This window comes from Pseudobdellovibrionaceae bacterium (assembly GCA_023954155.1).
Taxonomy (GTDB): Bacteria; Bdellovibrionota; Bdellovibrionia; order Bdellovibrionales; family UBA1609; genus JAMLIO01.
Genome location: JAMLIO010000014.1, coordinates 1 through 11975, shown reverse-complemented (window position 1 = coordinate 11975; position 11975 = coordinate 1). Strand labels below are relative to the sequence as shown.

Sequence of the window (11975 nt, the reverse complement as noted above, 5' to 3'; positions counted from 1 at the left end):
AAGAGCTAAGGGCAAAACAAGCTCTGGAAACTGTTCTTTAAGTTTTAATAGAGGTTCCGTTCTACGTGCTATGGCTATAACTTTATGCCCAAGGCCAGCAAACTTAACCACCGCCTTCTCACCAATACCTGCACTTGCTCCTGTAATTAAAACTAACATATTTCACCTTCCTCTTCTTTATCTTAAACCCGCTCTTGTCTGACAGGCTCTTTCTTATTTTGCCTTCTATTTCAACTCTCTCCTTAAAGGCAGACACGCCCATCCATGGGCTCTGCCAGCATTTGCCCCAAAGGGGCAAAGCGCGTCCCGCTTGCTGGAGGTCTGCCTTTAAGGAGAGAGTTGAAATAGAAGGCAAAATAAGAAAGAGCCTGTCTTGTGCATATCTCACTAGATATTGCTTTAATTTTTTTGGACTGGGAAGATAAAATATAAGAGTCCTATGGCGTTTTCATTTTCTGAGCATTGAGAGGTGATGAGGAGGGGATTTGCTGACTATAAGCGAAAAAATGCGTAGAGTCTTTATTGATGGAGGTGAATTATGGAACAAGTATCGACTTTAAATACAGCTATTACGCGACTTAAGCATGATGTGAAGATCAGAAAGCTTACAGTTACACAGATCATGCCCCTTTCCCCTCTTTTTACTAAAATCACTTTTTTTAGTGAAGACCTTAAAGATTTTGTGACCGCTTCGCCTGATGATCACGTGAAAGTCTTTTTCCCTGACCCAGAAACAGGACACTACAGTATTCCACGCTTAGGACCTGAGGGACTGCAAACAGAAGAAGGACAACCAGAACCTCTGATGCGGGATTATACCCCTTTGAATTATAATTCAAAAAATAAAACCTTAGAGCTTATTTTCTTTATGCGTGACAAAGGCGCGGGAGCCCTTTGGGCCCAAAAAGCAAAAGAGGGTGATGAGCTTTTTATTGCTGGCCCAAGAGGTTCTTTCGTTTTATCTTATATATTTGATTGGTATCTCATCCTTACTGACGAATCAGGACTGCCTTCTTTGCAACGTCGCTTACAAGAAATGCCTAAAGACGCAAAAGGTTTAGTCCTTGCCGAAATTTCAAAAACAAGTGATGCCATTAAAGTACAAACGCAGAACACTCCACAAGGCATAGAAATCCAATGGCTAGAAAGAACAACAGGCCAAAAAAGCACTGGAAGCTCAGATATTTTTCTACAATCTCTTAATAATTTCACCAAACCTGAAGGCAACGGCTTTGTCTGGATCAAAACTGAAAGCTACGTTGCCCTACAGCTCAAAAACTATATCCTACAAAACAACATCACCAAAGACGAATGGATCAAAGCCTCTGGCTACTGGAAGCGGACACGCTCTTAGATTCTTGATTACACCTTAGAAACTCCCATCCGAGCGAGCAATGCGTATCCGACCTGCGTTGGCCTGTGGGGCCGAAAGGACCCAGAGGGTAACGCAGGCCGAAGACGCTTTGCACCCGAGTCGGTTCTGGGAGTTTCTAAGGTGTAATCAAGAATCTAAGAGCGTGTCCGCTTCCAGGTTTGGGAAGGGTTAGAATGTGATGGCGAGGAAGGCTTCGAGTTGCTCTTGGTTTTGTTCATTTTTGAAGTATCTGGAGTAGTTGACTCCAATTGAGGAATTACCGAAGTTAATTGTATGTGTGAGATTTAGAATATGAATATCTTTCCTGTCCGTGTTGAGTTGGTATTCATAGGACATGAGGGTTTTCATGTTGAAGATTTCTCTTAGGATCAAACCTGTTTGTGGATTAAAGATAAAGTCCGTCTTATCGCTAATAAAAACATTTACTGAGGGCCACAAGTAAAAGTCTATGTCTGGGTGGAGTCTGAAGGTTTTTCCTAAGCTTGTGGTGATTTCTAGTCTTTTTTTGTCTTCTAAAAAAAGGTTTTGAGCATTGTGTTTAAAAGACAAATCAAATTGGCCTGACAGCCCACCTGTGACTTTATTGTGAGTGCTGTAGGTTTGGATTTTAAAAAGATTCAACTCTCTAAGCCTAAAGCCATCATCCTCTAAATACGCAAGATCAACACCTAAGAGTTTCACTTCAGACTCAAAGGCTCGGCCTTTGGATGCGTTAAACAGCTGATGAGACAAAGGCAAAAGGGACAGTCTGTAAAGCATGTGCCCACCCGAACTTCTTGTGGCACCAAAATAAATCTGCGAATCTTGGACTGTATGTTCAGGGCCTTTTAGATTTTCAAAGCTCAGTTGATCGTAGTCCTTATGATCCTCAAAATCTTCATCCAATTTTTGTGTTTGGCTTTTGTATTCCTTAAAAGAGAGTTTATGTCTTTCAAACAGATAATTTTGCTTGGCCTTAAGCCTATGATAGGTGATGGCTTTGTCTTTTTCTGAAAAATTCTCAGCAGAGTCTTTTTGATAGGATGACACTTTTTCTTGATCTAGCTGTCGCAATAGCCAGCCACTGTTTGGATAAATCACTCTTTCTTCTACCCTATCGTGTTGATATAAGCTTTTCACCAAATCTAAAGGTGTGACCCACAAGTGCCCTGCTTTATCTATTTCTGGATAGACCGACAATAGAATTTGCTGAAGCAGAGTCGCGCAGTTAAAACCATGAAAGTAGTATTTAAATTTAATGTTTTTAAGTTCAAACAGATACAACCTTAAAAATTCTAATTCTTCTTCACTGAACTTTAATTTGTACTCCCAAAGAGTTCGGCCTTCTTTTTTAATATAGTAATCTATAGACTCAGATAACGGTCCTAAAACATAGTAGCCCTTTTTTCCTGTTAAAAAACTTTGAATGAATAAAGTCACAGCGTTCACATCATCCATTCTGGTAAAAAAAGAAATGGCATGTTCTCTTTTTATTTTTTCATCATCAAGTCCTGATATTTTTAAAAAAGAGTGTCCCACAATACTTGCTGGCTGAGTTAAGCTTTCTGCGGCAAACATGATAGAAATCTCTTGTATAGGGGCTCTCTTAAGAAACTCCTGCAAGTCTTGGCAATGAGTGTAGTCTACGGATGGTAAAAGACCTTTTTGGTTTAAATAAAAGTATCGAGCAGGATATTTACAGTATAATTTTTGGTCCTGATGCTTTTGGAAGACATCCACATGATTAGGAATAGAGGCTGCAGATTTAGAACCTTTGGTAGAGATAAATTCTTGGGGCAAAGGGATTTCGGCAAAAATAGGACCCCAATCATTATTAAAAAAATGCCCGTAAGATGTTACGGGCAAAGATAAAAAACAAATAATAAAAATGGCTGAGGTTTTTAGAAACAAAGTCTTCACTCTGTTACTTTAGCTCACTATTTACAAGGAACAATAACTTGGTCTTGATACTTCCACATCTTTTCAGAAGCATAGTCCGTAGTAGATCCAAAAGTTCCACCAGTTAAAATATTGATAAAGAACTTAGGGTCAACAGAGCTTGCAAGAAGTACTTGCTGCTGACAACCTTCAGTTGTGATATTGACCACTTTATCCGCTTTTGAACGCTTTACAGCAATAATACCAGGACCCGTAAAAGGCACGCCATCAACATTCCCTTTAATCACTTCTGCCGTTGAAGACACGTTCACGTTTTGTAAATCTTCATTTAAAATCGTAGCACAACCAGACAATGCTAATAATGAAACAAACAACAATACTTTTTTCATCTTTCCTCACAATGTATTAAAGTTAATATTAATTCCTGTAATTTATAGATAAATAAATACATCCCAGAAGTCAAAATTTAAAAAGGCTCATAAACAAAATTTATGAAAAAATCTCATATCCATATAATAAGTAGATTCTTATTCCCACTCAATGGTGCCTGGGGGTTTGCTGCTCACATCATAAACGACGCGATTGACACCTTTGACTTCGTTGGTGATGCGATTAGAGACTTTAGTTAAAAACTCATACGTGTAAGGATACCAAGTGGCTGTCATGCCATCCACAGAAGTTACGGCTCTTAAAGCGACCACTTTGTCATAGGTTCTAGCGTCCCCTTGAACGCCTACGGCTCTGACTGGGAGTAACACAGCAAAGGCTTGCCAGATTTGATCGTAGAGTCCTGCTTTTTTGATCTCTTCAATATAAATAGCATCAGCATCTTGTAAGGTGCGCACATCTTCGGGAGTGATTTCACCAAGGACGCGGATTCCTAAACCAGGTCCTGGGAAAGGATGACGCCCAATCAAGTAACTGGGGATGTCCAATTCTAAACCTATACGTCTGACTTCATCTTTAAAAAGTTCCCTTAAAGGTTCAATCAATTTTAAATCTAAGTCTTTAGGCAACCCTCCCACGTTATGGTGGGACTTGATGGTGACACTCGAACCCGTAGGAGACACGCTCTCGATCACATCAGGATAAAGTGTTCCCTGAGCAAGCCACTTGATATTGGAATCGTGAGGAATATTTTGTTTGAATACATCAATAAAGGTTTTTCCAATAGCTTTACGTTTAGCTTCTGGATCATCAAGACCTGCTAGAGCTTGATAAAATTGATCCGAAGCTCTTACACCTTTTACGTTTAGACCTAAGCCATCGTAAGACTTTAAGACTTCTTCAAATTCATTTTTACGTAAAAGCCCTGTATCTACAAATACACAAAGCACTTTTTCAGGACCAAATATCTTGGTCAATAGTGTCGCCACCACACTGGAGTCCACGCCTCCAGAAAGGGCGCACAAAATCTTTTCATCTTTAGGGACTTCTTTTAAATATCTTTGAGTTAAATCTTCAATGATATTTGCAGGTTTCCATTTTTTAGAAATACGTGGGCACATTTTTACAAATACATCTAAAAATTCATTTCCCTTTTCAGTGTGAGTCACTTCTGGGTGAAACTGAAAACAAAGAATCCGCTCTGAAGCCATAGATGAGATCAAACCATTTTCACTCGTGGCAATCACTTCAAACCCTGAAGGCACTTGATCCACCACATCTCCGTGAGACATCCACACTTTGTAAGTAGACTGAGACAAAGACTTTGACTCCACTTTGATTTCAGAAAGTCCGTACTCGCGTGTGTCAGACTTGATCACCTGTCCACCGTACTGCTGTGCTACGAGCTGCATTCCATAACAGACCCCCAATACAGGTGCTAGGGCCTCTAGGTCCTTTACATCTCTTAGATAAGCCTCTGGATCTAATACCGATTGAGGGCCTCCGCTTAAAATGATCCCCGCAGGCTCAAGTTCTTTGATCTTTTCTAAGGAAAAATTAAAGGGGAAGATTTGAGAGTAAACCCCCATCTCACGAAAGCGTCGGGCAATCAATTGCGTGTACTGAGAACCAAAATCTAAAATTAAGACTCCCGATTGAATGTCTTTAGTCATCATGTCCTCTTGTTAATCTAGTCTGTAATTAGGAGCTTCTTTAGTGATGGTCACGTCATGCACATGGGACTCGCGCAGACCTTGGCTTGATATCTCCACAAATCTGGCTTTGTCTTGTAAATCCTGAATGCTTGTGGCTCCCACATAACCCATCCCTGACTTCAAGCCCCCAATGATCTGGTGAATGATGCCACTGACAGAACCTTTGTAAGGCACACGCCCTTCGATTCCCTCTGGCACAAGCTTGTCATGTTCAGACACACTATCTTGGAAGTAACGATCTTTAGAACCTAACTTCATGGCTCCAATACTGCCCATCCCGCGATACACTTTATAAGTTCGACCTTGATATAAAATAGTTTCCCCTGGGCTTTCATCACAACCTGCAAGCATATTTCCAAGCATCACGGTGTTAGCCCCCACAGCTAAGGCCTTTGTCACATCACCAGAGAATTTGATTCCCCCGTCAGCAATGATGGTCTTCCCTAGTTTTTTCGCCTTCTGGGCACACTCAATGATGGCTGTGATTTGCGGAACACCCACTCCTGAAACAATACGTGTCGTACAGATACTGCCTGAGCCTACGCCCACTTTCACCACATCCGCACCACGTTTGATCAGCTCTTCAGTGGCTTCAGCGGTGACCACGTTTCCTGCCACAACAATCACGTCTTTAAAATTTTGAGAGACCCATTCCACCATCTCTAAAACATTTTTAGAGTGCCCATGAGCTGTATCTACCGCAATCACATTGGCTCCTGCGGCCACAAGAGCTTCGACCCTTTCTTTTCCACCTGTGCCAATTCCTGTAGCGGCGCCGACTAGAAGCTGTCCTAAGGCGTCCTTAGTCGCTTTAGGATAGGTCTGCGCCTTTTCAATGTCTTTGATGGTGATAAGACCTTTAAGAACATTGTCCTTGTTCACAACAGGAAGCTTTTCAATTCGATGTTTTTGTAAAATCTTTTTAGCGTCTTCTAAGGTTGTGCCTTCTTTGGCTGTTACTAAATTTTCACTGGTCATCACATTCGCAATCATCTGACTGGTGTTAGTTTCAAATCTTAAATCTCGGTTGGTCAAAATGCCCACCAGCTTATCGCCCACAGTGATGGGCACGCCACTGATAGACCAATGTTTCATAAGCTCTAAAGCATCACTGACTTTATGTTCTGGAGAAAGAGTGATGGGGTTTTGAATCATCCCACTCTCATACTTTTTGACTTTCTCTACTTCAGCCGCTTGCTGTTCAATGCTTAGGTTTTTGTGGATGATTCCTAAGCCTCCGAGTTGAGCCATGACTCTAGCCACTTTACTTTCTGTGACCGTGTCCATGGCAGCCGACAGAACTGGAGTATTGAGGTGAATGTCTCTTGCAAAAAAGGTTCTGGGTTCCACTTCCGTAGGCACTGCTTCTGAAAATTGGGGCACTAACAAGATGTCATCAAAAGTTAATGATTTTTTAATTTCCATAGGGGCCTACTCCTTTTCGTTATTTTGATACCAAGATGATATTCTTAAATAATGATTTGCGCTATCTTGTAAAGAGGCGATCTCTTTTTCTGTCAATTTTCTAACAATCTTTGCAGGTCTTCCAATAATGAGTGAACCTTCTTCATACCTAGCCCCTTCAGTGACTAGAGAACCCGCCCCTACAATGCAGTTTTTAGGGATAATGGCATTGTCCATCACCACACTGCCCATCCCCACTAAAACGTGGCTCTGAATATGACAGCCATGCAAGATCACCCCATGGCCCACGGTCACATCATCTTCAACAATAGTTTCGCTCTTGTTATAGCTGCCATGAATGACTGAGCCGTCTTGAATATTACTGCGCTGACCGATAGTGATGGGAGCCACATCACCTCTTAAAACAGCCCGATACCAAACCGAGCTTTGAGAACCTATGCTCACAGCCCCGATAATGTCAGCGGTCTCTGCCACAAAGGCGTCCTCTGCAATCTGTGGTGACTTACCTTTAAGTGACATCTGCATACACGCTCCTAGGCTTAATTTTACATTAAATATTTTTGGCCGTGCTTGCGCATGGTCTTTTCTTTGTTGAAATCTATGTGGTGAATGTCTTTGATTTCATCCTCACGAGTCGATTTGATGAATTCGTCTGTGGCAAAATACTGCATCTTAGGGTTAAGAGTACCTAAAGAAAAAGCTTCATACGCCAGCATGTTGATAGTTTTAGCCTCTGCACCTGATTTGCTTTTCACCAGAGTTTTTAAAACCACCTTAGCCCATTGAACCCCCGCTTTGACCTCAGTGAACACGCAGCTTTCCACTTCGTAATTAAAAAACCTTAGGATGTCTTGGGATAAAGACCCAGGTGCTCGGAAGAATCGGGCGATTGAAATATTATGTTGCATTTTGACTGGATTGTAAGGAAGCCATAATGGAAAAGAGAGGGCTTTAGCCTCATCTTTAAATAAAATAAAGGGCACTTGATCTGCACCCGCGATAACCAGCCCGTGAGGGAAAATAGGAATAAGTCCGTCGGTGTTATTGATCACTGTAGTTCAATTCTCCTCTTAAGGTTTGGGGGAAGGCCTTAGTGATCTTCACAGGCACCGTCTGCCCGATCAGATCTTTTTGCCCCATAAAGTGCACGACTTTGTTTTTAGTGGTTCGGCCTGTGGCCACTTGAGTTTCGTCATTGTAAGACTCTACAAGCACACCGTAAGTCTGATTTTCATATTCAGGGGCCAGGGCAAATGCAATTTTATTATGTTTATCAAAGAGCCTTTGCAGACGATCTGACTTTTCTTCCTCTGAAAGCTGGTCTTCCCATCGTGCGGCTTTTGTAAAAGGACGAGGGCTGTACTTAAAAGCAAAAATACTTTCGTAAGTCACTTCATCGAGTAAGCTTAATGTGTCTTGAAACTGCTCTTCGGTCTCTCCTGGAAAACCCACGATGATGTCTGTGGAGAACGAAACGCCTGGCAGATATTCAAAAATTCTTTTGGCTTTAGCAATATAATCTTCTCGTGTATAACCACGGTTCATGCGTGCTAAAACCTCGGTGTTTCCACTTTGAACTGGAAGATGAATGTAATCACAGATTTTATCACGATAATCCGCAGACACTTGCATCAGCTCTTCGGTGAAGTCCTTGGGGTGGCTGGTGGTGTAACGGATTCTTTCGATGTCTGTGTCTGTGCAGATTCCTTTCATCAACCCCGCAAAGTTTATCCCACATTCAGATTTATAAGAGTTTACGTTTTGACCCAAAAGCGTGATCTCTTTAACGCCTCGTCGAGTCAGGCCTTGAATGTCACGAATCAGATCAGAGTAAGGACGCGAACGTTCGCGTCCTCGGGTGAAGGGCACAACACAGAAAGTACAGAAGTTATCACAGCCTTTGGTGATATTGATAAATGTGGAAACCCCTGGGTTACGATTTAAAGTTTCAATATGGTAAGGCTTCTGATGTTCAAAGCGCGCCGCCACCCAACGATCCCCCGTAGAATACACTTGGCTGACCAGTCCTGGGAGTTCATCAATGGCATCTGTTCCAAATACAAAATCTAAAACAGGTATGTCTTTTAGGAGTTGGTCTTTTTCCTGCTGACCTACACACCCTCCGACCCCAATGCGAAGGTTGGGGTTTTTCTCTTTCATTTTGCGATAACGGCCGACTTCAGAATGAACCTTATGCACAGGCTTTTCACGCACACTGCAGGAGTTGATAATGATCAGATCAGCACTGTCCGCAGCAGGTGCTACAGTGAAGTTCATCATTTCCAAGAGTGAACTCATACGTTCCGAGTCGTTTTCGTTCATCTGGCAGCCATAGGTTGAAATATGGTAACTGAGTCCTAAACCTGTAAAGGCCTCCATGGCACCTTCACTCTGTGGAGTACCACTTTTATACCTCTGAATTTGCGGCTTCTTTTTTTCTTTCTGGGTTTTTACTTCCTGAATGCTCAAACTCGTCCTCTTTTGATAATTCCCCGTTTTATATACTGGAAATGCCTAGGTCAACATGAGAAAAGCATAAGACTTTCCATAATTTACAGACAGGGGTTTACAGTCAGGAGAAATGGTGTATTCTTCAGCGACACTTGCGGCCACTCCAGCAGAGTGCCGTCATGTTGACAGCAGGAGAAATGGTGTACCCTTCTGCTCTATCCACTGGTAGCCGTCATAGATTGTATTAAATCTGACAGGTGGAGAAACAGAGATTTTGACCCACACCTCGATTTAGGAGGAGTTCATGGACCCACGTTTACCCCAATCTAAAGCTTGGACCGCTTTACCTGAAGACTTTAAAACCCAGGTGATTGAGATTCTTGGGACTCACTTTCAAGAACAGGCTGGGAATGGCAAATTTATGCTTGATGGGAAGATTTTTAAAAACGAAATTCTTATGCGCATTGGATATCTAGAAAAAAACGTCCTACGCCCTGTCCAATTTGACCTGTCCATAGACTATGACTCTAAAGCGGGGCAGCCCATGAAGTTTTTTGAAAACCTTGTCGACCTTGGAGCCAGCCTGCTACAAGCCTACTTTAAAAACCCCGACGAAGACTTTCCCTATGAATGGCACGGGTTGGACTTTGAAGGCAAAACCATCTTTTTAAAACGCGACACCACCAATCAAGAACTTGAAGATATAGCCAATCAACTTTTAGGAGAAGGCACTACTGAAGGCCAAGAATTGATTCATGGCGACCTAGAGAGTGATGAAATCGCAAATATCGTAGAAACCTTAAGTCAAAGCAAAAAAAAGCACTGATCTACAAAAAAAACTTTGTTCGCCCTCTTAATTTAATAAAACCTCTATCTACTTCTCCCCCCAACTGACTGCGGGCGCAAAGCCTCGTCGGTTTGAGATGACTTTTATGGAGCGTACTTTTTTTATATTTATCAAGAACTCCATCCATCAATGTGACCCTCCAGTAAGCAGGATGCGTTTTGCCCGCAGGGCAAATACTGGCAAACCCATGGATGGGTGGGGTCACATTGATGGATGGAGTTCTTGATAAATATAAAAAAAGTACGCTCCATAAAAGTCATCTCATTCTTAGGCGTTTAGATTTGAGACCGAGTTGTGAGATGGGGTATATGCAAGATTAACTTTGATATAGCATGAGTGTGTCTTAAAAACATTTTTTCATTTATATATTAAATCTCCTCTTAAAGAGCCCGATAGGTACTTGTCAGTTTTAAAAGAGAGGTACGTATGCGTTGGGGGAAATGTCTTTGCTTTGGATTTTTATTATCAACACTGTCGGGATGCAGTCTGTTAGAGGATTATTTAGCCAGTGCCATTGAAGCCACAGTCGTTCCTAGTGCTATTGCGGATAACTTAGGGGCTGTAACTCAAAATTTGATGGCTATAAACAATCTTGATGCCCTAGATGTAGACATCTGCCCTGATGCCCCTATTCCTTCGTGTAATGCGGGAGAAAAAAATATCTCTTTAAATAACTGTAATGTACAAGACCCTTTTTCTTTTAAGGGCAGTTTAGATTTTAGTTTCTTAAACAGTGCTGACGCCACTATTAACGACTGCGAGATCGGCACTGATGGAGACAAAATTGTTCGCGAATTTGCGGCAACACTTAAAGGTTACGAAGCGATTACTATTAGCATTACTGGCGACTCGGCTGGTGCAGGTGGAGGCTATGCGCCTCAAGGCCAGCAGACTCTGACTCGAGGAGCAGACGCTCTGAATTGGACTTTTTCATCTACAGGAATTCATCGCAGAGGAAGTGCATCCACTGGGTTTTTTAGTCTTACACCTCTTGACCTCTCCACTCGCACAGACACTGACTTTAACGTCACACTGCCCGCTAACCCTGCCGATCCTTTTGAAGCCGATGACGGAACTATTATTTTAGATAATCGAGCAGGAAGTAAGACTTATCAGGTCAAACTCGAAACCACTGCTAAACTTATTTACGACCAATGCAATTGCCCTACTTCAGGTAAACTCGAAGGAATAGCCACAGGCGGAGGTCTCTCTGAAAGTGCCGCCAATATGTCTCTTGAGTTCATCTCATGTGGTATAGCTCACTTCACCTTCCGAGACGAACTCCACGAAAACGTAAAATTAGACATGTGCGTAGGCATTTAAATCCAAAAGTTATGACGAAAGCCAGCGACACTTCGCACCCACAATCGGTCTGGGGTCTTTGAAGAGTAGAGACAACTCAAACCTGACAGCATAAACTCCAGCCGCCAAAGCTTTAATTAAAACACGTCTTTGAAGAATAGGGACAATTCAAACCTGACAGCAAACCCACTATTTAACGCAAGATTTTTTCTTGTCGTCATCTAAAGGTCTGATTTAACATAGGTTCTGCTATCCTTTGGAAGGAGAATTTATGCTTAGAGCCCGTGCTTTTGCTCTTCGATCGGCCTTAGTGTTTCCATTTATTTTGACATTGCTAATTATTACTACGCTCATAGTTTCTACCTCTCTACCCTTTTCCGTATGGGCCACTGATGTGAAAAAAGCAGAAACAGCTCCTACTGAAGTCCCTTCCGCACATCTTCATCCAGAAAATGCAGTCATTGAGAAGTCCCCCTCCCAAGAAGGAACCACCTCGGATGAGTCTGTTCAAAAGACAACCCCAGACTCTAAAGACGCCTTAGAAGAGGAAAAACCTCTTACACCTTCTACCCAAGACGAACCCCTTTATAAAAAC

Annotated in this window: 11 protein-coding genes; 4 read left to right on the top strand and 7 right to left on the bottom strand. The window is 42.1% G+C overall.

The features are described from left to right. The first annotated feature begins 538 nt into the window (after nucleotides 1-538). The gene (locus tag M9899_11210; protein MCO5114725.1) at nucleotides 539-1354 is read left to right on the top strand and encodes a siderophore-interacting protein; all 816 of its coding nucleotides are present in this window, start codon (nucleotides 539-541) and stop codon (nucleotides 1352-1354) included. 189 nt (nucleotides 1355-1543) lie between these two features. Here the strand turns inward: M9899_11210 and M9899_11205 are convergent, their stop codons facing one another. The 7 genes from M9899_11205 to miaB form a co-directional block, all read right to left on the bottom strand. Next, complete coding sequence (locus tag M9899_11205) at nucleotides 1544-3265, bottom strand: DUF4105 domain-containing protein (protein MCO5114724.1); 1722 nt, start codon at nucleotides 3263-3265, stop codon at nucleotides 1544-1546. Between the two features lie 26 nt (nucleotides 3266-3291). Then, a complete protein-coding gene (locus M9899_11200; GenBank protein ID MCO5114723.1) occupies nucleotides 3292-3642 on the bottom strand; it encodes a hypothetical protein in 351 nt (116 codons plus the stop codon). 138 nt (nucleotides 3643-3780) lie between these two features. Then, nucleotides 3781-5316 carry a glutamine-hydrolyzing GMP synthase gene (gene guaA, locus M9899_11195; GenBank protein MCO5114722.1) on the bottom strand — a complete coding sequence of 512 codons (1536 nt, stop codon included), beginning with the start codon at nucleotides 5314-5316 and terminating at the stop codon, nucleotides 3781-3783. Nucleotides 5317-5325: 9 nt separating this feature from the next. After that, nucleotides 5326-6780, bottom strand: a complete 1455-nt coding sequence (gene guaB, locus M9899_11190; protein MCO5114721.1) for an IMP dehydrogenase — start codon at nucleotides 6778-6780, stop codon at nucleotides 5326-5328. A gap of 6 nt (nucleotides 6781-6786) precedes the next feature. Beyond that, entirely contained in the window at nucleotides 6787-7305 is a 519-nt protein-coding gene (locus tag M9899_11185) for a gamma carbonic anhydrase family protein (protein MCO5114720.1), read from the bottom strand. 20 nt (nucleotides 7306-7325) lie between these two features. Continuing rightward, entirely contained in the window at nucleotides 7326-7832 is a 507-nt protein-coding gene (locus M9899_11180) for a hypothetical protein (GenBank protein ID MCO5114719.1), read from the bottom strand. Next, nucleotides 7822-9159, bottom strand: coding sequence for a tRNA (N6-isopentenyl adenosine(37)-C2)-methylthiotransferase MiaB (gene miaB / locus M9899_11175; protein ID MCO5114718.1), 1338 nt, complete (start codon nucleotides 9157-9159; stop codon nucleotides 7822-7824). Before miaB ends, M9899_11180 begins: the two co-directional genes overlap by 11 nt. Before the next feature lie 376 nt (nucleotides 9160-9535). On the opposite strand from miaB, the gene M9899_11170 reads away from it, so the two are divergent. From M9899_11170 to M9899_11160, 3 genes are all read left to right on the top strand, one after another. Then, entirely contained in the window at nucleotides 9536-10057 is a 522-nt protein-coding gene (locus M9899_11170; GenBank protein MCO5114717.1) for a hypothetical protein, read from the top strand. 447 nt (nucleotides 10058-10504) lie between these two features. Next, nucleotides 10505-11401 (top strand): hypothetical protein, encoded by an 897-nt coding sequence (locus tag M9899_11165; GenBank protein ID MCO5114716.1) that lies wholly within the window; start codon nucleotides 10505-10507, stop codon nucleotides 11399-11401. A 250-nt stretch (nucleotides 11402-11651) separates the two neighbouring features. Further along, nucleotides 11652-11975: hypothetical protein (locus tag M9899_11160; protein MCO5114715.1), on the top strand; the 324-nt coding region annotated here is incomplete at its 3' end.